The sequence below is a fragment of the Anaerococcus sp. NML200574 genome, assembly GCF_026131665.1.
In the GTDB taxonomy this organism is placed as follows: Bacteria; Bacillota; Clostridia; order Tissierellales; family Peptoniphilaceae; genus Anaerococcus; species Anaerococcus kampingae.
Genome location: NZ_JAMXSM010000001.1, coordinates 106,909 through 130,251, shown reverse-complemented (window position 1 = coordinate 130,251; position 23,343 = coordinate 106,909). Strand labels below are relative to the sequence as shown.

The 23,343-nt window shown below is 38.4% G+C and carries 23 protein-coding genes and 1 other annotated feature; of the genes, 21 read left to right on the top strand and 2 right to left on the bottom strand.

Annotation, left to right across the window (positions count from 1 at the left end; genetic code table 11):
- Positions 1-127: 127 nt before the first annotated feature.
- The 4 genes from metG to rsmA are packed head-to-tail and all read left to right on the top strand — an operon-like array spanning position 128 to position 4,198.
- On the top strand, positions 128-2,074 hold the full coding sequence (gene metG, locus NH286_RS00565; RefSeq protein WP_265236016.1) for a methionine--tRNA ligase: 1,947 nt from the start codon (positions 128-130) through the stop codon (positions 2,072-2,074).
- Positions 2,074-2,832 (top strand): TatD family hydrolase, encoded by a 759-nt coding sequence (locus NH286_RS00560; protein WP_265236014.1) that lies wholly within the window; start codon positions 2,074-2,076, stop codon positions 2,830-2,832. Before metG ends, NH286_RS00560 begins: the two co-directional genes overlap by 1 nt.
- Positions 2,829-3,359 (top strand): ribonuclease M5, encoded by a 531-nt coding sequence (gene rnmV / locus NH286_RS00555; protein WP_265236012.1) that lies wholly within the window; start codon positions 2,829-2,831, stop codon positions 3,357-3,359. Before NH286_RS00560 ends, rnmV begins: the two co-directional genes overlap by 4 nt.
- Positions 3,356-4,198, top strand: coding sequence for a 16S rRNA (adenine(1518)-N(6)/adenine(1519)-N(6))-dimethyltransferase RsmA (gene rsmA / locus NH286_RS00550; protein ID WP_265236010.1), 843 nt, complete (start codon positions 3,356-3,358; stop codon positions 4,196-4,198). Before rnmV ends, rsmA begins: the two co-directional genes overlap by 4 nt.
- 132 nt (positions 4,199-4,330) lie before the next feature.
- Here the strand turns inward: rsmA and NH286_RS00545 are convergent, their stop codons facing one another.
- Entirely contained in the window at positions 4,331-4,471 is a 141-nt protein-coding gene (locus tag NH286_RS00545) for a hypothetical protein (RefSeq protein WP_265236008.1), read from the bottom strand.
- A gap of 128 nt (positions 4,472-4,599) precedes the next feature.
- Between NH286_RS00545 and NH286_RS00540 the strand changes: the two genes are divergently transcribed.
- The 8 genes from NH286_RS00540 (at position 4,600) to NH286_RS00505 (ending at position 11,278) form a co-directional block, all read left to right on the top strand.
- Positions 4,600-4,827 (top strand): glutaredoxin family protein, encoded by a 228-nt coding sequence (locus NH286_RS00540; RefSeq protein WP_106460892.1) that lies wholly within the window; start codon positions 4,600-4,602, stop codon positions 4,825-4,827.
- A gap of 102 nt (positions 4,828-4,929) precedes the next feature.
- Complete coding sequence (locus tag NH286_RS00535) at positions 4,930-5,253, top strand: type II toxin-antitoxin system Phd/YefM family antitoxin (protein ID WP_106460891.1); 324 nt, start codon at positions 4,930-4,932, stop codon at positions 5,251-5,253.
- Positions 5,250-5,570, top strand: coding sequence for a type II toxin-antitoxin system RelE family toxin (locus NH286_RS00530; RefSeq protein ID WP_265236005.1), 321 nt, complete (start codon positions 5,250-5,252; stop codon positions 5,568-5,570). The genes NH286_RS00535 and NH286_RS00530 overlap by 4 nt, the downstream gene beginning before the upstream one ends.
- 164 nt (positions 5,571-5,734) lie before the next feature.
- Positions 5,735-7,153: a [FeFe] hydrogenase H-cluster radical SAM maturase HydG gene (hydG, locus tag NH286_RS00525; RefSeq protein ID WP_265236003.1), complete on the top strand. Its 1,419-nt coding sequence runs from the start codon at positions 5,735-5,737 to the stop codon at positions 7,151-7,153.
- Positions 7,137-8,288: a [FeFe] hydrogenase H-cluster maturation GTPase HydF gene (gene hydF, locus NH286_RS00520; protein ID WP_265236001.1), complete on the top strand. Its 1,152-nt coding sequence runs from the start codon at positions 7,137-7,139 to the stop codon at positions 8,286-8,288. The genes hydG and hydF overlap by 17 nt, the downstream gene beginning before the upstream one ends.
- Before the next feature lie 77 nt (positions 8,289-8,365).
- Positions 8,366-8,597, top strand: a binding site (T-box leader).
- 61 nt (positions 8,598-8,658) lie between these two features.
- Positions 8,659-9,690, top strand: a complete 1,032-nt coding sequence (locus NH286_RS00515) for a methionine ABC transporter ATP-binding protein (protein WP_265235999.1) — start codon at positions 8,659-8,661, stop codon at positions 9,688-9,690.
- Positions 9,677-10,342 carry a methionine ABC transporter permease gene (locus NH286_RS00510; protein WP_106460886.1) on the top strand — a complete coding sequence of 222 codons (666 nt, stop codon included), beginning with the start codon at positions 9,677-9,679 and terminating at the stop codon, positions 10,340-10,342. Before NH286_RS00515 ends, NH286_RS00510 begins: the two co-directional genes overlap by 14 nt.
- A 66-nt stretch (positions 10,343-10,408) precedes the next feature.
- A complete protein-coding gene (locus NH286_RS00505) occupies positions 10,409-11,278 on the top strand; it encodes a MetQ/NlpA family ABC transporter substrate-binding protein (RefSeq protein WP_265235997.1) in 870 nt (289 codons plus the stop codon).
- 223 nt (positions 11,279-11,501) lie between these two features.
- Here NH286_RS00505 and NH286_RS00500 read toward each other — a convergent pair whose 3' ends face one another.
- Complete coding sequence (locus tag NH286_RS00500) at positions 11,502-12,794, bottom strand: O-acetylhomoserine aminocarboxypropyltransferase/cysteine synthase family protein (RefSeq protein WP_265235995.1); 1,293 nt, start codon at positions 12,792-12,794, stop codon at positions 11,502-11,504.
- A gap of 396 nt (positions 12,795-13,190) precedes the next feature.
- Between NH286_RS00500 and NH286_RS00495 the strand changes: the two genes are divergently transcribed.
- The 9 genes from NH286_RS00495 to NH286_RS00455 all read left to right on the top strand — a co-directional run bounded on the left by NH286_RS00495 (position 13,191) and on the right by NH286_RS00455 (position 23,326).
- Positions 13,191-13,673, top strand: a complete 483-nt coding sequence (locus NH286_RS00495) for a glutathione peroxidase (protein WP_106460883.1) — start codon at positions 13,191-13,193, stop codon at positions 13,671-13,673.
- Positions 13,666-14,157: an AMMECR1 domain-containing protein gene (locus tag NH286_RS00490; protein ID WP_265235992.1), complete on the top strand. Its 492-nt coding sequence runs from the start codon at positions 13,666-13,668 to the stop codon at positions 14,155-14,157. The genes NH286_RS00495 and NH286_RS00490 overlap by 8 nt, the downstream gene beginning before the upstream one ends.
- A gap of 267 nt (positions 14,158-14,424) precedes the next feature.
- On the top strand, positions 14,425-17,544 hold the full coding sequence (ileS, locus tag NH286_RS00485; protein ID WP_265235990.1) for an isoleucine--tRNA ligase: 3,120 nt from the start codon (positions 14,425-14,427) through the stop codon (positions 17,542-17,544).
- A gap of 67 nt (positions 17,545-17,611) precedes the next feature.
- On the top strand, positions 17,612-18,061 hold the full coding sequence (locus NH286_RS00480; protein ID WP_106460879.1) for an 8-oxo-dGTP diphosphatase: 450 nt from the start codon (positions 17,612-17,614) through the stop codon (positions 18,059-18,061).
- Positions 18,062-18,218: 157 nt separating this feature from the next.
- Positions 18,219-19,259: a lipid II:glycine glycyltransferase FemX gene (locus tag NH286_RS00475; protein WP_265235988.1), complete on the top strand. Its 1,041-nt coding sequence runs from the start codon at positions 18,219-18,221 to the stop codon at positions 19,257-19,259.
- The gene (locus tag NH286_RS00470; protein ID WP_106460877.1) at positions 19,231-19,944 is read left to right on the top strand and encodes an ABC transporter ATP-binding protein; all 714 of its coding nucleotides are present in this window, start codon (positions 19,231-19,233) and stop codon (positions 19,942-19,944) included. Before NH286_RS00475 ends, NH286_RS00470 begins: the two co-directional genes overlap by 29 nt.
- Entirely contained in the window at positions 19,937-20,914 is a 978-nt protein-coding gene (locus NH286_RS00465) for a COG1361 S-layer family protein (RefSeq protein ID WP_265235985.1), read from the top strand. Before NH286_RS00470 ends, NH286_RS00465 begins: the two co-directional genes overlap by 8 nt.
- Positions 20,904-22,271 (top strand): ABC transporter permease, encoded by a 1,368-nt coding sequence (locus tag NH286_RS00460; protein WP_265235983.1) that lies wholly within the window; start codon positions 20,904-20,906, stop codon positions 22,269-22,271. Before NH286_RS00465 ends, NH286_RS00460 begins: the two co-directional genes overlap by 11 nt.
- Complete coding sequence (locus tag NH286_RS00455) at positions 22,271-23,326, top strand: hypothetical protein (protein WP_106460874.1); 1,056 nt, start codon at positions 22,271-22,273, stop codon at positions 23,324-23,326. The genes NH286_RS00460 and NH286_RS00455 overlap by 1 nt, the downstream gene beginning before the upstream one ends.
- The last annotated feature ends 17 nt before the right edge of the window (positions 23,327-23,343 follow it).

Genomic DNA, 23,343 nt, shown 5'->3' with positions numbered 1-23,343 from the left:
ATATCATAAGTGTAGAAAATATCAATTCTGAGTATACTAAATATTAAATTTGTTTTTTATCTCAAATTTCGATTTTTAGGGCTTTTGAAGTATGATAAAATAAGAATTATTTATAGGAGATGACTAGATGACTAATAAGAAACCTTATTATATTACAACACCAATATATTATCCAAACTCCAATTTACATATAGGAAATACCTATACTTCAATAATTGCGGATGTTTTAAAAAGATATAAAAATTTGATGGGTTATGATGCTTATCTTGTTACAGGTACTGATGAGCATGGCCAAAAGATTATGGAATCAGCTCATGCCCATGGCAAAGAGCCTCAAGAATTTGTTGATAAGATTGCGGCAGAGACCATCAAATTATGGGAAAAGCTTGATATTAATTATGACACCTTTATCCGTTCTACTGGCAAGGATCACGAGAAGGATGTAGTGGATATTTTTAACAAACTTTATGACCAAGGAGACATCTACAAGGGCGAGTACAAGGGGTATTATTGTACACCTTGTGAGACTTTTTGGACTGAAAGCCAACTAGAAGATGGTAAGTGCCCAGATTGTGGCAGGGATGTAGAATACCAAGAAGAAGAAACATATTTCTTTAGACTATCAAAATATACAGATAAACTTAAAGAACTATTCAAAGATCACCCAGAATTTTTAGAGCCTAAGTTTAGGCAAAAGGAAATGCTTAATAACTTCATAGACAAGGGCCTTTCTGACCTATCTGTGACAAGGACTTCCTTTGATTGGGGAGTGGATGTCCCATTTGATAATAAACACGTAGTTTATGTGTGGATTGATGCCCTATCTTGCTATCTATCAGCAATTGGATTTGGAACTGACAAGGAGAAATTTGAGAAATATTGGCCAGCTAGCGTTCATTTAATCGGTAAGGATATAGTAAGATTCCATACTATTATTTGGCCAGCACTTTTGATGGCACTTGACCTTCCACTTCCAGAAAAAGTTTTTGCCCACGGTTGGATTTTATTTGAAAATGACAAGATGAGTAAGTCCAAGGGCAATATCATGTATCCAGAGCCACTAGTAGACCTTTATGGCAATGATGCCCTTAAATACTTCATGCTAAGAGAATTTAACTTTGGATCTGATGGGGACTTTTCTGCAAAGAAATTTATGGAAAGATACAATTCAGACCTTGTAAATGACCTTGGCAACCTTGTTTCTAGAACTACTTCAATGATTTCTAAATACAATGGCGGCATAATCGAAAAGGGTACAGAAACTGATAAATATGATGATGAATTAATTGCTCTAGCTGGAAAGACCTACGAAGAATTTGTAAGACTCATGGATGAATTTAAATTCAACGAGGCCCTTGAAACAGTTTGGAAGCTAATCCGTCGTGCCAATAAATATGTAGATGAGACTGAGCCTTGGATTCTTGGTCGTGATGAGGCAAATCTTCCAAGACTAAACAGAGTTTTATATAACCTTGCTGAGACTTTAAGAATTGTTGCCCAATTAATTGAGCCAACCATGAAGGATACTACAAAAATAATCCTAGAAAAATTAGGCACAAGCAATAAGGGAATCGAATCTGCCAAGACTTTTGGCCTTCTTGAAGAGGGAAGCAAGGTATCAAAGGGCAAGAACTTATTTGATAGACTTGATGTTGATGAAGAGCTTGCAAAACTTCACGAGAAAAACAACGCTCTTATCCAGGAAAGACTTGTTGATAGCAAGGTAGATGATAAGAAGGAAGATGAAAAGGCTGAAATTGCCTACGAAGACTTCACCAAGCTTGACCTAGTTGTAGGAAAAATTGTAGAAGCAGACTTCCATCCAGATGCTGACAAGCTTTTGGTTTTCAAAGTTGATATAGGTACAGAGACCAGGACAATCGTATCAGGCATCAAAAAATGGTACAAGCCAGAAGATTTGCTTGGCAAAAATGTAATTGTTGTCAAAAACCTAGCCCCAAGAAAGATGCGTGGAATTGAATCACAAGGCATGCTCCTTGCAGCAGACTTTGGAGATGATTTGACCCTTCTTTCAACCCTAGCTGACATTAAGCCAGGAAGCAAGGTATCTTAATGAAGCTAATAGATTCTCACGCCCACTTAACAAGCGAAGAATTTGATCAGGACAGGCTCTTTATCCTAAGAGACCTGTCTAATTTCTTTGTAGAGGCAGTGGTAAATCCAGGCACAAATCTCGCAAATTCAAGGGCAAATATTGCCCTTGCCAAGGGCTTTGACAATTTCTATGCCCAGGTAGGCATCCACCCATCAGATGTGGATCAGATGGGAGAAAATGACCTAGAGGAAATTGAAAAACTAGCCAAAGAGGGGGCAGTAGCCATAGGAGAAATCGGCCTTGATTATTATTGGACCACAGAAACTAAGGCCCTCCAGAAGGAAGTTTTTATTAAGCAATTAGAAATGGCCAGAAGACTTGACCTGCCAGTTGTAATCCACAATAGGGATGCCACAGAAGATATTATGGAAATTTTAAAAGACTATACAGACTTAAAGGTGCAAATCCACTGCTTTTCGACAGATGAAAAGACTCTTAAAACCTATATGGATTGGGGCTTTTACATCTCTCTTGGCGGAGTTGTGACCTACAAGGATGGCCTAAATGAAAAGCAAGCCGCAGCCCTTGTGCCTCTTGATAGGCTCATGCTTGAAACAGACAGCCCCTATCTTACTCCAAAGACCTTTAGGGGCCTTAGGAATGACCCACGCAGGATAATAGAAGTAGCCCAAAAAATCGCAGAAATCAGGGGCCAAAAGCTATCAACCATTGCCAAGTGGACCAGCAAAAATGCCAAGGAGTTTTTCAATTTATGATAAAAGAATGCCTAGTAGTAGAAGGAAAAGACGATATAGCCAATGTCAAAAGGGCAGTAGATTGTGAAATGATAGCCACAAATGGCCTAGCCTTTGACAAGGACCTAATTGATAGGCTTAAGGCCATTAACGACAGATGCGGGATAATAATTTTAACCGACCCAGACTATGCCGGCAAGAAAATCAGGGCCAAAATTGGAAGAGAAATCCCAACAGCCAAGCACGCCTATATTGATAGAAACAAGGCCATCAAAAAGGGCGACTTGGGTGTTGAAAATGCTGAGCCAGAAGTAATCCTAGAGGCCCTAAAAAAGGCCAAGGCAACAAAGATTGACAAGCTAAGCGAATTTACCATGGCAGACTTATTTAATAATGGCCTTGCCATTGGAGAAAACTCTAGAGAAAGAAGGGCTAAGCTTGGAGATTTTCTAGGCATTGGCTATTACAATGCCAAGGGTCTTTTATCAAAGCTTAATTCCTTTGGAATTAGCCGAGAAGAATTTGAAAGGGGAGTTGAATCTTTATGAAAAAACTATATTCACCAAAAGTTGTAAAAGATATTATAGACCTTTATGGCTTTAGATTTTCAAAATCCCTTGGCCAAAACTTCCTCATAGACAAGAATTTCGTCGATAAAATCGTGGATGGGGCAGATGTGGCAGTGAAAAATGTCATAGAAGTAGGCCCAGGCATCGGGACAATTTCCTACGAGATGGCAAAGACTTGCAAAAAACTCGTCCTAATAGAAATTGACTCGACCCTAATTCCAATCCTTGAAGAAAATATGGAAGAATTTGACAATGTTGAGATTATAAATGCAGATATTTTAAAGACAAACCTAGTAGAAATCCAGGAAAAGTATTTCGCAGGAGAGACCTTTGCCTTTGTATCAAATCTTCCCTATTATATAACAACACCAATCATAGAAAAAATCTTTGAAGATGGTATAAATTGCACGTCTATGACCGTCATGGTCCAAAAGGAAGTGGCAGATAGGATGCTAGCTGATGAGAAAAGCAAGGACTACTCATCTCTGTCAGTCTTTGTAAAATACTATGCAGATGCCAAAAGGCTTACCAATGTGCCAAAATCTGTCTTCATGCCAGCTCCAAAAATAGACTCGGCAGTCCTAAGGTTAGATTTAAGGGCCTATGATAAGGATGTGGACAGGGATAGGCTCTTTAGCCTAGTGAGGGCAGGCTTTGCCAAAAGACGCAAGACCATCCTAAATTCCCTATCAGCAGTGGCAGATAAGGAAGATTTGAAGGAGGCCTTTGCCAATTTAGACTTAAAAGAAAATCTAAGGGCAGAAAATCTCTCCCTAGATGATTTTATAAATATAGCAAATAGCTTAGAAAATTGTTAGGCTAGAGGGATCGTAGAGTACTTCATCTATGATCTCTTCTAGGCTTTTTTCTTTGATAATAATTTTATCGAGGGCAGCAAAAAGCCTATCCCTGTCATCAAAGTCAGCCAAATAAATATTAGCATCAGGACTTTATAAGACCCAGGCATTTTCATGATTTTCATCGCCCAAATTATTTATAGAATAAGGGACATTATCAAAAATAAATTCGATTTCATGGCCTATTTCTAATAGCTTTTTAAGATCCTTGTAGGAAAAATTTTGAGTTTTCATGACTCCTCCTTGTTTAAGATAAAAATTTGGGGGTATATTTCTAATTGGGACTTCGGTCTTATTTTTATTTTATACTAATTTTATTTTTTGGGTATATATAAGATAAAGAAAAAGAAAGAGGGATTAATATGCACGATATTACAATTTATACATCAAACACTTGCGTATTTTGCAAGGCAGCAAAACAATATTTCAATGAAAAAGGCATTGAATACACAGAAAAAAACATCGACAAAGACAAGGAAGCAGTTAACTACCTTATAGAAAAAGGCTACAGGGGAGTACCTGTAATAAACATCGATGGCGAAGACATCGTAGGCTTTGATAAGGAAGTTATCGAAGAAAAATTAAAATAGTAAGAAGGGCCAGGAGACTGGCTCTTTTTTGTATGGGGATTTATCGATTAAAGTATTGATATTTTTATAGATAAATATATAGTTATTATATAGGAGGGCCTTATGGATTTTGTAAGAAATATTAAAGAAAAAACTGTAGCTATTTCTGATTTTAACAAGGGTCAAGCTGGAAAAATTTTTGATGAGGTCAATAAAAAGGGCCCTAAACTTGTTTTCAAAAATAATTCTCCAGAATGTGTCCTAATATCAGTAGATGACTATAGCAAGTTATTAGATGAGATAGAAGACTTAAAAGACTTAATCTTAGCAGAAAAGAGGATGAAGTCCCTAAAAGAAGAAGATTTAATCAGCCAGGAAGAATTTGAAAAACTTGCAGGTATTAGTTTGGAAGATACCCAAGCAATTGATTTAGATGAAATCCTATGAAATACAAATTAGTTTTAACTAAGGATGCTTATAAGGACTACATGAGCCTTGATGGGTCTATGAGAAAACAAGTGGATAAGATTTTAAAAAGAGTCCTAGAAAACCCACTTCCGGCAAGCCAAGGAGGTTATGGAAAGCCTTTAAGGAATAAAAATGGTCTTGATTTGTCAGATTATCTAAAAATCAAACTTAGGTCTTCAGGCCTTAGAATTGTCTATAAATTAGTTGAAGTTGATGGACAGATGCTAGTAATAATAATTGGAGCTAGGTCTGATTTGGATGTTTATAAAGAAGCCTATAGAAGAATAAATAAGTAAGCAAAGGGCTAGGTTACTGGCTCTTTTTCTGTGAGGATTTTCCTTTATCAGCTAATTTATTTTGTTATATAAAAAATTATTTTAAAAATTTGTCCAAAAGTATTATAATTATAGGTGGGTTAATAAATATAAGTAAAATTTACATAGAAAAGAAAGAAGGAAATATGACTAAATACGATCCTGCCTCTACTAAGGCAGTTGAATTTATAAATCACGAAGAGATACTTGAGACCCTAGATTATGGTAGGGCCAATGCTCACAACAGAGACCTTATCAAATCTATCTTAGAAAAGGCTAGAAAGGCCAAGGGTCTATCCCATAGGGAGGCTTTTGTACTTTTATCATCCAAGGAAGATGACCTTAATGAAGAGATTTTCAACCTTGCCAAAGATCTTAAGCACAAGTTTTACGCCAATAGGATTGTCTTATTTGCACCCCTTTACCTATCAAATTATTGTGTAAATGGTTGTGTATATTGCCCATACCATGGACAAAATAGGACTATTCCAAGAAGAAAACTTAGCCAAGAAGAGATTAAAGAACAGGTTATTGCCCTCCAAGACCAAGGTCACAAGAGACTTGCCTTAGAGGCTGGCGAAGATCCAATAAATAACCCAATAGAATACATCCTTGAATCTATCAAGACAATTTATGGAATCAAGCACAAAAATGGCGCTATAAGAAGGGTAAATGTAAATATTGCCGCTACAACTGTAGAAAATTATAGGAAGCTAAAGGAAGCTGAGATTGGTACCTATATCCTCTTCCAAGAAACCTATAACAAAAAACAATACGAAGAACTCCACAAGTTCGGTCCAAAATCAAATTACGAATATCACACAGAAGCCATGGATAGGGCCATGGAAGGTGGAATTGATGATGTGGGAATGGGAGTTTTATATGGACTTGATTCCTACGAATATGAATTTGTCGGCCAATTGATGCACGCTGAGCACCTTGAAGCCAGATTTAACGTAGGTCCTCACACAATTTCTGTCCCAAGAATCCAGCCTGCAGATGATATAGACCCTGATGATTTTGATAATTCTTTATCAGATGATATGTTTGCAAAAATTGTAGCCTGCATAAGAATTTCAGCCCCATACACAGGAATGATTGTCTCAACTCGTGAGTCTGAAGCCATGCGTGATAGGCTACTTGAGCTTGGTATAAGCCAAATTTCTGGAGGATCTAAGACATCAGTAGGTGGTTATACAGATGATGAAACAGTTGGCTCTGACCAATTTGAGCTATCTGACAATAGGAGCCTAGATGAGGTTGTTGACTGGCTTATAGCCAAAAACCATGTTCCATCCTTCTGCACAGCTTGCTATAGAAAGGGCAGGACTGGTGAAGTCTTCATGGGCATGGTCAAAGAACACGGAATAGGTAATATCTGCCATCCAAACGCCCTAGTCACCCTAAAAGAATACGGAGTGGACTACGCAAGCCCACAAACCAAGGCTGATATTGATAAGCTAATCGAAAGAGAGCTTCCAAACATTGAAAATGAAAATGTAAGGGAGTCCACAAGAGAAAATATCAAAAAAGTTGAGGAAGGCATCCGTGACCTCTATATCTAAGACAGGCTTTAGTGAAAGATGTCATATAGGGATTTTTGGTAGGACCAATGCTGGTAAATCTACCCTTCTAAATTATCTGACAGGTCTTGACCATGCTATAGTATCTGAAAAGGAAGGGACAACGACAGACCCTATCAGAAAGGCCATGGAGATAACAGACTTTGGGCCGGTTGTCCTTGTTGATACGGCAGGTTTTGCAGATAGGAGTGACCTATCAGAAAAAAGAATAAAAAAATCCCTGGCAGAGATAGATAAGATTGACATATTTCTCTATTGCCTATCTGAAGATGATGACCTAAAAATCTTAGAGAAAATCAACAAGCCTGTAATCTTCCTTGCCATGCACATGGATAAGGATAGGGGAGATAAAATCCTTGAAGAATTTAAGGATAAGGCCCCAATCCCTGTTGATATTAGAAATACCCAGGCAAGGGATGAGATTTTTGCTAGGATTAGAAAGATTTACAAAAAAGAAGACCTATCTATCACCAAAAACCTAGTCAAATCTCACGATACGGTAGTCCTTGTCATGCCGATAGATGCAGCAAGTCCTAAGGATAGGCTCATAAAGCCGCAAGTCATGACCATAAGGGAAATAATAGATAAAAATGCCACAGCTATTTGTACAAATCTGGAAAATTTTGAGATGACTATTAAATCTCTTAATAAAATAGATTTGATAATCACAGATAGCCAGGTTTTTAAAGAAGTCTACCAGAAAAAGCCAGAAGGAGTCTTGCTTACAAGCTTTTCAGTCCTATTTTCGGCCTTTAAGGGGGATATAAATTATTTTGTAAGGTCAGCTGCAAGGCTTGATGATGATATCAAAAATATCCTAATAGCAGAAGCCTGCACCCATCCTCCTATAGAAGAAGACATAGGTACAGTCAAGATTCCAAAGCTTATAAGAAAGACCCACCCTGATGTAAATATAGATTTTGTAAGGGGAAATGACCCTATAGATTATGCAAAATACGACCTAATCATCACTTGTGGATCATGTATGTTTAATAGGACCCATGTCCTAAATAGGCTAGCAAAATCAAAAGAAGCTGATGTTCCTATGACAAATTATGGCATAGCAATAGCCAAACTTAGCGGTATCCTTGATAAAATCACCATTCCAGATGAATAAATAAAAATTATGCCTTATAAATTTGACATAAAAAATTAAAGATGGTATTATATGACTATCAATTCGATAATAGATTTACAAACCATTTGAAGAGAAGAGTAGTTTAAGTGGATTTTCTACAGAGAGCCCCGGTTGGTGCAAAGGGGTGAATTAAAGCTTAGATGAAGATGGCCTCGGATGGGATGAGTCGATATGAGACTCATACGGGAATTCCCGTTATAGAAGAAGAGTATGTTTGTACTTGATGAGTGTATATTTGGGGTGACCCAGGTATAAAATAAGGTGGTAACGCGTCAAAACGTCCTTATGTTTCCTTTTGGAAATGTAAGGACGTTTTTTTATAATCTATAAGAAGAGAAAAGAGAGAAAGATGATAGAATTAAAAAATATAAGCGTAGACTTTGACGGCTTTAAGGCTGTTAAGGATATAAGTCTAGAAATAAAAGAGCAGGATGCCTTCGGTATTGTAGGCTTTTCTGGGGCAGGCAAGTCGACCCTAGTTAGGACTATCAACCTCCTCCAAAGACCAAGTGAGGGAGAGGTCCTAATCGATGGGGAAAACCTCCTAGATCTAAGCCAAAAAGACCTAAGGGCAAGGAGGAAAAAAATTGGAATGATCTTCCAACACTTCAATCTCCTAAACAACCTGACAGTAATTGACAATGTAATATTTCCAATCAAAAAAGATAAGAGCCTAAGTCCTGAAGAAAAAAGAGCTAAGGCCCAAAGGCTATTAGACAAGGTTGGAATTGGTGATAAGGCAGATAACTATCCGAGGGAATTATCAGGCGGCCAGCAGCAAAGATGTGCTATAGCAAGGGCCCTAGCATCAGATCCTGAAATACTCCTTTGCGATGAGGCAACAAGCGCCCTAGACCCAAAAACAACAAAGCAAATCCTAAAGCTATTAAAAGAGCTCAACCAAGAGCTTAAGCTAACCATAGTAATAATAACCCACCAGATGGAAGTGGTAAAGGACCTTTGCAACAAATGTGCAGTCATGCAGGGTGGAGAAATCATAGAAATGGGCACAACCCTTGAGATTTTCGCCAATCCTCAAAATGACCTAACCAAAGAATTTGTTGAAACCAGTACCAACACCAGGGAGACAATAGAGGAAGTAAAGGCCAACATTGGAATCTTAAAGGCAGATGAGCAACTAGCTAAACTAGACTACCTGGGAGATGCCACAACAGAGCCAATCATAAATGAGCTAAATGAGAAATTTGGTATAAAAACCAATATCCTTGCAGGCAACATCGAATTTATAAATGGAACACCAGTAGGCAACCTCATCGTAACCATAAAGGGCGATGACAAAAACCTAAGCCAGGTAAGGGCCTACCTAAAGGATAAGAAGACAAACATAGAAATTTTAGGAGGTAAGGATGGGATTCTTTGATTATTCCCTATCGATTAAAGATAGGATAATAAGTGACTTTGGGATAACCCTCTACATGCTAATCGTATCTGCCATATTTGCAGGCATCCTTGGACTAATCCTTGGAGTAATAATGGTAGTTACAGATAAGGGAAGGATCTTAGAAAATAAAACAATCTATAGCATCTTAGATAAGCTAACCAACCTCTTTAGGGCCATACCTTTTGTAATCATGATAGCCCTAGTAGTCCCAATAACCAAGGCAATTGTAAATACCAGGATAGGGCCAACAGCAGCCATAGTACCCCTAGTATTTTCAACAGCTCCATTTTTTGCAAGGCAAGTAGAACAAGCCCTAGCAGAAGTAGAACCAGGCAAGATAGAGGCAGCAGATGCCATGGGGCTAAGCCCCTTTGAGATAATAATAAGAGTATACCTAAGAGAAGGCCTTCCAAGCCTAATCAGGGCATCATCAATAACCCTAATCTCCCTCCTAGGCCTTACAGCAATGGCAGGCATAGTCGGTGCAGGCGGTATAGGAGATTTGGCCATAGCCCTAGGTTATCAAAGATACAAAGATGATGTGGTAGTGGTAGCAGTAGTACTAATACTTGTAATAGTTTATATAATCCAAGCCATAGCAAACTACCTAATAAGAAAAACAAGTCACTAATCTAAAAGATTTTATATATATTGTTGGAACGTTACTCAAATTCATAAAAATATAAAGGAGAAAAAAATGAAATTAACAGCAAAAATCGCACTAGCCCTAGGACTAGTGGCAACACTAACAGCTTGCGGATCTAACAGCAAGACAGAAGAAAAGGCAGCAGAAGCACCAAAGACAGAAACAGCAGAAAAGGCAGAAACAAAAGATGACAAAGGCCCAATCAAAATCGGTGTAGTAGGAGAATACAACGAAGTCCTAGAAGAAGTAATAAAAAGATATGAAGAAGGAACAGGTGATAAGGTAGAGCTAGTCAAATTTGCAGACTACAACCAACCAAACGAAGCCCTTCTAGCAGGAGATATAGACCTAAACGCCTACCAACACTACAAATTCTTAGACGAATTTAACGCAGATAGGGGAAGTGATCTAGTATCAATCGGTGATACAATGCTAGCACCAATTGCCTTATTTTCAAACAAGGTAAAAAGCCTAGATGACCTAAAAGAAGGAGCAAGAATCGCCATACCAAATGACCCATCAAACGGTTCAAGAGCCCTATTCCTACTTCAAGATGCAGGCCTTATCAAAGTAGAAGGTGAGCCAGGTGAGATAGTAGGTCTAGATAAGATAAAAGAAAATCCAAAGAATCTTGAAATAATCGAAATGGACGCATCACAAACATCAAGAAGCTTAGATGATGTAGACGCAGCAGCAGTAAACGACACCTTCGCCCTAGATGCAGGCCTAGATAGAAAGACAATAATCTATGAAGAAAATCCAAAAAGCGATTCAGTAAAACAATATATCAATATAATCGCAGCAAGAAAAGAAGACGAAAACAACGAAAGATACAAAGAATTCGTAAAATACTATCAAACAGACGAAACAAAAGCTGATTACGAGAGAATAACAAAAGGATCTTGGATACCAGCTTGGTAAGAAAATGAAAGAAGGTTTTAGGGAGTTTCCCCTTAGACCTTCTTTTTTATTTGGGATAAAAGAGGGGGCCTAGGTCCTCTGAAATTATTTAAGAGACTGTGTAAAATTAAGAAAAGCTCCATTCCTATAGGAATGGACAAACATTCATACATAAAAAATGTATCAACCCTTACCCTAATGTCAGGATTTAGGTTGATACACAAAATTATTTACATACCCTTATTTAATCTTCTTTTAAGCAAGCTTTCTCAAGAGCTTGGCCTAAGTCTGCGATTATATCATCAATATGTTCTATTCCTATTGATAATCTTATGAGGCTTGGGCTGATTCCTACACTTTCAAGCTCTTTATCTGATAATTGTCTATGGGTGGAGCTTGCTGGGTGGAGGGCTAGGCTTCTGACATCTGCTACGTGGACTGCTAGTCTTACTAATTTTAGGGAGTCTATGAATTTTACTGCTGTATCTTTCCCGCCTTTTATTTCAAAGGATAGGACTCCTGATCCTCCCTCTAGGTATTTTTGAGCTAGGTCATAGGATACTGATGATTTTAAGAATGGGTAGGATACCCTATCTACATAAGGGCTACTTTCTAAAAATTCTGCTACGGCTAGGGCGTTTTGGCTGTGTCTTTCCATTCTTAGGGCTAGGGTGTCTAGGCCTAGGAGGGTGAGGTAGGCGTTAAATGGTGATTGGATTGTGCCTAGGTCACGTAGGCCTACTGTACGGAGTCTTGCTGCATAGGCTGCCTTTCCGAAATGGTCTGCAAAGACTAGGCCGTGGTAGGATTCATCCTTTTCTGTTAGGGCTTTGAAATTTCCCTTTTTCCAGTCGAAGTTTCCGCTATCTACTATTATTCCACCCATGGCTGCTGCATGACCATCTAGGTATTTGCTTGATGAGTAGGTTACTATATCGCATCCATAATCTATTGGACGGAGAAGGGCTGGGGTAGCTAGGGTATTGTCTAAGATTAGGGGGATATTATTCTCGTGGGCTACTTGGGCGTATTTTTCAATGTCTAGGACATCTGCCTTTGGGTTTGTGAGGGATTCTCCAAAGATTAGCTTGGTATTGTCCTTGATGGCTGCCTTTAGGGCATCTATATCATTGCAAGGCACAAAAGTAGCTTCTATGCCAAAATTTTTAAGTGTTGTGCCTATGAGGTTGTAGGTTCCTCCATAGATGTTATTTAGGGCTATGACATGGTCTCCTGCTCCTGCTATATTTGTTATGGATAAAAGATTTGCTGCTTGGCCGCTGCCGGTGGCTACTGCTGCCACGCCTCCATCAAGGGCGGCTAGTCTTTTTTCTAGGGCATCTATTGTAGGATTACCAAGCCTTGTATAGAAAAATCCTGCTTCCTTTAGGTCAAATAGGTCTGCAACTTCCTTGGTAGAATTGTACTTAAAGGTTGTAGATTGGGAGATTGGAGGGATATTTGCCCCACCATTTTCAATTTCATAGCCTGCTCTTAGGCAAAGGGTGTCGATGTTTTCTCTTCTTGTATTTGTCATTTTTCTTACCTCTTTTATAATATTTATCATAAGCTTAAAAAAAGCCCTCATTATTCCTATAGGAATAACAAGGGCGTAAAATCGCGGTACCACCTTAATTTATTATATAATCACTCATATAATCTCACCGAGTACTAACATACTCTCGCTCTGTAACGTAAGCTGACGTAAATCCCTAATATCGGGAAATCCTAAATGAGAACCATCTTCATACAAACTCTCTCCACTTCTTTCACCACAACGAAGCTCTCTTTGCTTGATTATCTGCACTACTCTTTCTCATATAAAGTTTATGATATGCTTATAATATATGCTACTTAAATCTTTTGTCAACTGAATTTATCTGGAAAAGTCGTATAATATAGGAGATAAGTTAATCGTGATAAGGAGATTAAGATGACTACAGTTTATGATTTTAAGGTAAAAAATGATCAAGGAGAAATGGTTTCTCTTGAAAAATATAAGGGCAAGGTCCTACTTATAGTAAATACTGCTACAAAATGTGGTTTTACCCCACAATATGAAGGCTTAGAAGAACTTTATGAAAAATACAAGGATAGGGGCTTTGAAATTCTAGACTTCCCATCAAACCAATTTGGAGCTCAGGCACCTGGAGATATAGAAGAAATTAATGGTTTTTGCGAGCTTAATTTTGGAACAAGCTTTGATAGGTTTGATAAGATAGATGTAAATGGAGACAATGAAGACCCACTCTACACCTTCCTAAAAAGCCAAAAGAGCGGCCTAGCAGGACCTGCCATAAAGTGGAATTTCACCAAGTTTTTGATAGATAAAAATGGCAATGTAGTTAAAAGATACGGCTCAGCCAAAAAGCCAAAAAATATAGCAAAGGACATAGAGGAAGAATTAAATGCATAAGGATAAGCTAGTAGAACTTGCCTTCGAATCTATAAGATATTATCTTGAAAATGGCAAGTATTTAGAAAAATATGACGAGGAATTAAGAAACAACCACAACGGTGTCCTAATCCAAATTACCAAGGGGGATAGGACAGAAAGATCTGGCTCAATCTACCCAACCAGGGCAAATATAGCCTTAGATGTAATCTATGAAGCAGTAAACCTGGGAGTCTTTGACAATGCCTTTGCCCTAAGACTTGATGAATTAGACGATATCTATATCCAAGTTTTAGAAGTAACAAAGGTAAAAGCAATGGAAAAGCTCGAAGACTTTGGCGTTTACTCAGGCCTACTTTTAAATTACTCAAATAACCCAGCCCTAGTTTTTAGGGAAGATTATGAGACAGACTTTCAGATGTTTGAAGATGCCAAGGAAAGGGCCAATGTCGATGCCTACGACATCTTTAGTATGGAGAAATTTAAAATAAAAAGACATATCTAGGTAGCTTTAAAATTTGACAAAAGCAAGTAAAATAGTACACTATTTGAGAAAGTATATAGATTAGACTATATGAAGAAGAGTAACTTATATCAAAGCTTCAGAGAGGCATGGTTGGTGAGAATGCTAGGGGAGATATGAGCGAAGATCATCTTTATTGTTTATTAGGTGAAACAAGTAGCCTAGTAGGAATGCCAATCCTTAAGAGCAAATCAGGAAATAAGTGGACCGTCTGTATGGACGGTCCTTTTTTATTAGAAAGGAAATCATATGTGCAATCATCATTTTGAAGAAATTAACAGTAAAAATGTCAGAGAAAGAGAAGCCCATATCCAAAAGTTTTGGGATGAGATTGATCTTCTTGATAAGACATTTGAAACAAGAAAAGATGCCGAAGACTATGTAATCTATGACGGCCCTCCAACAGCAAATGGTAAGCCAGGTATCCACCACGTTATAGCTAGAACCCTAAAGGATATGACAAGCCGCTATAAGAACATGAGAGGCTACAGGGTCCTTAAAAAGGCCGGCTGGGATACACATGGTCTGCCAGTTGAAATCGAAGTTGAAAAGCAACTTGGCTTTCATGACAAAAACGACATAGAAGAATATGGCATAGAGAAATTTAACAAATTATGTAAGGAATCTGTTTGGAAATATTCTGATATGTGGAGAGACATGTCAGATAGGATGGGATATCTTTACGATATGGACCACCCATATGTAACCATGAACAATGACTACATAGAAAGTGAGTGGTGGCTTTTAGATAAGGCCTTCAAGGAAGGTTTAATCTATGAAGGAGCCAAGGTTATGCCTTATTGTCCAAGATGTGGTACAGGTCTTGCCAGCCACGAGGTAGCCCAAGGCTATGAATTTGAAAAGACCATCACCCTTACAGTTAGGTTCAAAAAGAAAGATGCTGACAATGAATATTTCTTAGCATGGACCACAACTCCATGGACCTTGCCATCAAACCTTGCCCTTGCTGTGAATCCTGAATTAACTTATGTAAAAGTTTTTGATAAAGAAGATGATTGCTATTATTACATGGCCAAATCTTTGATGGGAAAACTTATGGATAAGAGAGATTATGAACTTGTCGAGGAAATGAAGGGTACTGACCTTGAGCTTTTAGAATATGAGCAATTGATGCCATATGTTAAGACCAAACCAGGCAAGGCCTTTAAGGTCATCCTAGCTGACTATGTATCAGCAGAAGATGGTACTGGTATTGTCCACATAGCACCAGCCTTTGGTGAGGACGACTACCAAGCTTGTAGAAAATATGACCTAGACTTCGTCCAACCAGTTGACCTAGAAGGTAAATTTACCACAACACCTTGGGAAGGTGAATTTGTTTTCGATACCAACGAGAAAATCTGGAGACATTTACAAGAAGAAGGGAAAGTATTTGCCAAGGAAACAATGGAGCATAACTATCCACACTGCTGGAGATGCCACACACCACTAATCTATTATGCAAGACCATCTTGGTATATCGAAATGAGCAAGTTCTCAGATGAGATGGTAGAAAATAATGATGGAGTAAACTGGTTCCCACAAACAATCGGTGAGAAGAGATTTGGCAATTGGCTAGCCAATGTCAAGGATTGGGCAATATCTAGGTCTAGATATTGGGGTACACCACTTAATATCTGGAGATGTGAGTGCGGCCATACTGATACAGTAGGCAGCCGTGCTGAGCTTAAAGACCGTGCAATCGAGGATATTTCAGAAGATATAGAGCTACACAGACCATATGTAGATGATGTTCACATCAAGTGCGATAAGTGCGGGGGCACCATGTCTAGGGTTCCAGACGTAATGGATGTTTGGTTTGACTCAGGATCCATGCCATTTGCCCAACTCCACTACCCATTTGAAAACAAAGAACTCTTTGAAAATGACTACTACCCAGCAGACTTTATCTGCGAAGGAATCGACCAAACAAGGGGCTGGTTCTACTCACTAATGGCTATTTCAACAATAACCACTGGCAAGGCTCCATTTAAAAATGTCCTAGTAAATGACCTAGTAGTAGATAAAAACGGTAGAAAGATGTCAAAATCTTTAGGCAACACCCTAGACCCATTCGAATTATTCGACAAATATGGGGCAGATGCGGTAAGATTTTACTCCCTATACGTATCACCAGCTTGGATGCAAACCAAATTTGACGAAAAAGGCCTAATTGAAGTTAAAAATAACTTCTTCAGAACTTTTGAAAATGTCTACAACTTCTTTGCCCTTTATGCAGGCACAGATGGTCTAAGCCTAGAAGATATCAAAGGATTTTCTGATGTAAAACTTGATAATATAGACAAATGGCTATATTCAAGACTTAACAGCCTAATCAAAGACTACGATTCTTATATGGATAGCTTTGATTTCAACAAGGTAGTTCACGAGATAAATGACTTTGTAGTAGAAGATTTGTCAAATTGGTATATAAGACGTAATAGGAAGAGATTCTGGTCTCAAGATATGACTGATTCTAAAAAGGCTGTTTATAAGACAACTTACGATGTCCTAGTGACCCTAGCCAAGCTAATAGCGCCAATCACACCATTCTTAGCAGAGGAAGTCTTTAAGAAGCTTACAGGTGAAGAAACAGTTCACACCCAAATCTTGCCAGAAGCAAACGAAAGCTTAATCGATGAAAAAATCGAAGCTGACATGGACCTTGTAAGAAAGATTGTAAACCTAGGCCGTGCTTCAAGAGAAAAAGAAGCAATCAAGGTACGTCAACCTCTATCAAAGATTGTAGTAGATGGTTCTTATAAGGAAAGGTTAGAAAATCTTCTTCCACTTATAAAAGAAGAGCTAAATATCAAGGAAGTCGACTTTGAAGATGACCTATCAGAATTTATGAACTACTTCCTAAAACCAGATTTCAGGGTAGTAGGTAGGATTTTCCAATCCAAGGTAAATGACTTTGCCAAATACCTTGCAACTACAAATGCTAAAGACTTTATAGAAAAGGTCGAAGAGGGACCAGTAAAGGTAGATCTTGCTGGTGAAGAATTTGAAGTAAGTAAGGATTATCTTGATATTAGAATCTCAGCCAAGGAAGGCTTTGATGTGGAAATTGACGGCAATGTCTTTGTAATCCTAGATACAGAAATTACAGAAGATTTAAGAGATGAAGGTTACGCTAGAGAATTTATCTCAAAAATCCAAAACCTAAGAAAAGACTCTGGTTTTGAGGTTACAGATAGGATAAATATTGCTTTCGATGCTGATCCTGACCTTGCAGGCTCTCTTGAAAAGTTTGCGGAAGTAATCAAAAAAGAAACCCTAGCAGAAAATCTATCAAAAGCGGAACTTGATGGTGAAGATCTAGAATTAAACGATAAGAAAGTTAAAATAAGTCTAGAAAGATTATAGACTAATGAGGGGCTGGCATTTGCTAGCCTCTTTTTAAGTCTGTATAATCTCTAAGAGAGGTATAAAAATGCAAGTATTACTAATGAACATGATAAAAATTTATAATAAAGACACAGGCGAGGTCCTGGTATTAGACAAGGTCAAAAAATATGGCTGGGAGGGACTCACTTTTCCTGGAGGCAAGGTTGAAGAGGGAGAATCCTTTGAAGATGCAGCCATAAGGGAGGCCAAAGAAGAAACCAACCTAGATATCAAAAATCCAAAGCTTGTCGGCATCATCACTTGGATCACTGATGAGAGAAAGGATGTGGGCCTTCTTTATGAAACAAGCGATTTTGAAGGAGACCTTATCACAGATAATAGGGAAGGCAAGCTTTTTTGGCAAGATTATGAAGACTTCAAAAAGATCAATCCCAAATCCATGTCCATGAACCATATCCTAAAAATCTATGAGGGAGAATGCAGGGAGGTCTTTTGGGATTTTAGAGCTGGAAAAGAAGAGATAAATTATTTTTAGTCCTAGAGATAGGACTTTTTTCTTACAAAAATTTTAAGGCTAATTGCATATAATTATCAATATTATTTAAATTAAGTTCTTGCCTATGTACCTTTAGTGTGATACAATTATCATAAGTGTATTACTATAGACCAAACATTAAGAATTGAGGTAAGCAATGATACTTGATTTAAAAGATAAAAACAAAGTTGAAAAATACAATAACTTTATAAAAACATCCCCCTATGGCCATTTCCAACAAGACATGCGTTGGGCAAGGCTTAAGAAGACTTGGGAGAGTGTATATTTTTATTTAGAAGAAGACTGTAAGATAAAGGCAGCCCTATCTGTAATATATATAAGGGATAAGAAAACAGGCAAGAATTTCTTCTACGGCCCAAGAGGCCCTGTTTGCGACCCTTATGATATTGATTCTATCAAAAGCCTAATAGGAGAGGCGAGCGATTTTGCAAAGGCCAATGACGGGTTTTTGCTAAGGCTAGACCCCTACTATGCCTATGATGACAATTTAGTAAAGCTCTATGAGGAAAATGGCTTAAAGGTCCGTTTTGATAAGGAAAAATCTAGCCAACCCCTCCTAAATATGGTCCTAGACATAAAGGGGAGAAATGAAGATGAAATAATGGCGACCTTTAGCAAAAATACCAGAAAGCATATAAGAAAATCCTATAGGGATGGGATTGTTACGAAAATTTTACCAAAAGAAGATATAAATATCCTCTATGAACAAATTGTAGAAACATCAGAAAGAGCTGGTATCGGTCACAGGCCACTTGATTATATGAAAGACCTCTACGACCTCTATGAGGATGAGTCAAGGCTTTCTGTTTGCTTTTATGAAGGAGAGCCGGTTTGCTCATCTCTTCTGATAAAATATGGCACTTGGGCTACTTCCCTTTATGGAGGCTCCTCTGATAAGCATAAGGACATGAGCCAAAATTACCAGATAAATTTTGAAGAGATTAAATATTGCATAGAAAATGGCATAAAATACTACGACATGGGTGGGATTTTTGAGACTGATGGGACCGATGGACTCTATGATTTTAAGAAGAAATTCACCGAAGATAATGTAAGAAAATCCATTGGGGAGATTGATATTATAATAGATAAGCCAGCCTACGACCTTTACATGACAGACCTAAATCCTCACTACCAAAGGAAAGATGATGAGCTTAATAAAGATAAGAAATCTTAAAAAATATTATAAGGTCGGAGGGTCTATTATAAAGGCCCTGGACGGGATAAACCTAGACATAGAAAAGGGAGAATTTGTTGCCCTTCTTGGTACATCTGGATCAGGTAAGTCGACCCTTTTAAATATGTTGGCAGGTCTTGAAAGGCCGACAAAAGGCTCTATTGAATATGGTAAGATTGACCTTACAAAACTGACAGAAGACCAAATAACCAAATTTAGAAACCTAAACATAGGCTTTGTCTTCCAATCCTACAACCTACTTCCTTATTTGTCAGCCTGGGAAAATGTGGCCTTGCCCCTTACCTTTAAGGGCCTAGATGCTAAGGAGAGGAAAAAAGAAGCTATTAAAATCTTAAAGGCAGTAGGCCTTGAGCACAGGATTTATAATAAGCCAAATGAGCTTTCAGGCGGCCAGCAGCAGAGGGTATCCATTGCCCGAGCCTTTGTAGGAGCACCTCCTATAATATTTGCCGATGAGCCTACAGGCAACCTTGACACCAAGACAAGCTTTGAGATAATGCAGCTTATAAAAGATATCACAAGGAAAAACAAACAAACCTTTATTATGGTAACCCATGATGATGAAATGACAGAATTTGCCGACAAGACCCTTTTCATGAGAGATGGCAAGCTAGATAAAATTCACGAAAAACTAACAATTGATGAGGTACTTACAAATGAGTGAAAATACAAATGAACAAATGACCGTAAATGTCAAAAACCAACCAAAGATAATGATATCAGCCTATAGGCTAGAGCCAAAAATAGCCGAGGCTGGCAAGTCCTTTGACCTATATTTTGACCTATACAATACCAATTCCAAAAACACCATCTACAACCTAAAGGCCACCATTGAGCAAAACCTAGGAGCTCAACCTCAAAACACAGGTGAAAATTCCTCCATGGTCTCAGATGGGTCTGTATTTTCGCCAGTTAACCAATCAAATTCATTTTACGTATCAGCCCTCTATCCATGGAATACCGCCCACAGGCAGATAAGGATGAATGTCCTTCCAAATGCTGTAGCAGGAAATTACGTCATAAATATGACCATAGAATATGAAGATGCTGACGGCAACCAATACAAGAGTACTGAAGCAATAGGAATTCCAGTTGTCCAAAGGGCTGGGGTGACCATGGGCAATGTTAAATCAGAAGACCTAGCTGTCGGCCAACCTACAGAAATGTCTGTAAATATCTATAACACCGGCAAGGATAACCTATCCACCTTCATGTGCGATGTCATAGGCAAGGGTATAAAGATAGACAATGACAGGAAATTCATAGGTAATTTTAAGACAGGAACCCAAGAGACATTTTCTTTCACAGCCACCCCTCTTAGGGAGGGCGAAATAGAAGGCCAAATCATGCTCTCCTACGAGGACTCCACAGGCAAGCTCCACACTCAAACCCTAGACTTCAACAAAGAAGTAGGAGCTGGCATGGGAGAAGAGGCTATGCCAGGAGAAAATGGAGAAATGGGAGCCTATGACCCATCCATGGACCAGGGTATGGATCAAGGCGGAGGATCTTTACTTACATCCCCATTTATATGGATAGGCCTCATAGCCATAATAGTATTATCAGTAGTACTTTATAGGAAGAGAAAACACAAAAAAGAAGATGAGGAGCTTCTAATAGACGATGAAGATTAGTGACAGGCTCCTAATGGCTCTAAGAAATCTCTCCAGGAGAAAGTCAAGGACAATCCTTACAGTCCTTTCAGTAGTCATAGGGGCAACATCAATCATACTCATGCTAGCCTTCGCCAGCGGCATTTCAAATTCTCAAAAGCAGATGATAGAATCATTTGGCGGTCTAACTAGCATATCTATAGTAAATGACCAGCAAGATGACAGGATCGAAGTCAAGGAAGCAGATATTAATAAACTTAAAAAAATCAAGGGAGTAAGGGCTGTAGTCCCATCCAAAGAATTTTGGTCAGACCTAGTCATAGATGATGGCAAGTCCTACGCCCTATCAAGCGGTTTTGAAGTCATACCTGATGAAATCTTTGCCATGCTTAGCCCTGATATGTTTGAATGGGGTAAGAGCCTAAGTCCATCTGATTCTGACAAAATAATACTTAGCCAGCAGGCCAGGGTTGATAAAATAGAAGTAATGCCTGGTGGGGGCTGGTCATCTACCGGAAGTGCAGATGATTTTAATTTCAATGACCACAAATTTAGCATTAGACTTGGCTATATGGACCAAGAAGATGATGGGGTCCACTTTGGCAATGATGAAGAAAATCAGCAAAGCTCAAAGCCAACCTATGTAGATGTGCCGGTAAAAATTGCTGGCAAGCTAAATAATGCCTCCCTGCTCAAGGGATGGACATCCTACATCAACGAAAGCCTTTATAAAAAGCTTAAAAAAGAAGATGCCAAGCTAGAATCCCCACAGATGGGATCATTTGATGAAAAAACCGGCCAAACCATAATCGATAAGTCAGATAAGGTAACCTATGAAAAGCTAAGGGTCATAGTAGATGATGTAGATAATCTAGAAACAATTGAAAATAACATAAAAAAGGCAGGCTTTAAGACCCAATCAGAGGCAGGCTCTGCAGAAGAGATCAAAAAGCAAACCATGCAAGTCACCCTAATCCTAGGTGGAATCGGATCTGTGGCCTTCATAGTGTCAGCCATAGGCATCATAAACACCATGCTCATGTCAATCTATGAAAGACAAAAAGAAATCGGCGTCATGAAGGTAATCGGAGCATCAATAGCTGACATAAGGTCCATGTTTCTGATAGAATCAGGCTTTATAGGATTTTTTGGAGGAGTGATTGGCCTTATAATATCCTTTGGAGCTGGAATTCTTATAAATAATCTAACCCAAGGGGGAGGATTCTTCGGTGGTGATGGGGGAGAAATCATCTCCATAAGCCCAGGTCTTGCCCTAGTGGGAGTAGGATTTTCTGCCCTAGTAGGGGTCATGGCAGGCTATATTCCAGCTAGACGTGCTACCAAATTATCAGCTATAGAAGCCTTAAGGAGTAACTGATGAAAAAGCAAATTCTTATTACAATTCTTGCCCTAGGCCTAGTAGCATGCGGCCAAAAAGACCAGAGTGTCAACCAAGCTAATAAGTCTGAAGAAAAAATAGAAAACCAAGTTGAAAATAAGCCAGAAGGATCTTTAGAAAATTCAAATGAGAATCAAGATGCTAAGGCCCTAGGAGAGGATGATTATTTCTTCTCCTACTACGACTTAGTAAGCATCAAGGATGGTCAGGTGATAGATGTCCTCAAGGATTTAGGCTTTAATACAAAAGATCTTTCTTACGAAAAGGAATACTCAGCAAGCTATATTCCTTATTCAGGTGACCTCTTTGTCCTAGGATCTTATCCTAAGCATGATTTTTCCATAAGAAAGATAGCCGGCAAGGACATTACCACCCTTTATCAATTTAAGGAAAACGAGGCCTTTTTGCCAAAGGCAATGATAGGTGATAAGATCTATGGCATGTATTCTTACTACGACGGTGATGATTATAACAAGCTTAATAGCGAAAAGTCAGGTCTTGCCCAAGTAAACCTAGCCAGTGGAAAGATAAACCTCTACACAGGAACAAGATCAATAGGTTGGGAAAGTATAATAGGCCTAGGAGTCACTGATAAGGAAGCAGTTTTTTCAAAACTTGAAAAGGATTCGACTGTAAATCTTTATAGGATTGACCTAGAAAAGGCTTTTGACCAAGAACCAGATTTAATCGAAAAAGATACCCAGGTCCAATATGTAATGGGGGCTAAATACCTTGATAAGGGTAAGCCTATCTATGAGATATTCAAATCAGAAGGAAATGAATTTACCATAAAAGATGAAAAATACAGCTTGGAAGACTCCTCAACCCTCAATTTCATAGGCAAATACATGATCATCCAAAATCCAGTAAATTCAGATGAATCTGCTTATTTATTCAAGATGGATATAATAAATTATCTCACAGGAGAGACCATAGAAAAAGACCTAGAATCCTACGGCTACAGAGCCCATGATGGCAAGCTTTACTATATTGACCATGACAAAAATATAAAGAACCTAGACCTTAACAAGTAAGATTTTAGGCTTTAGAG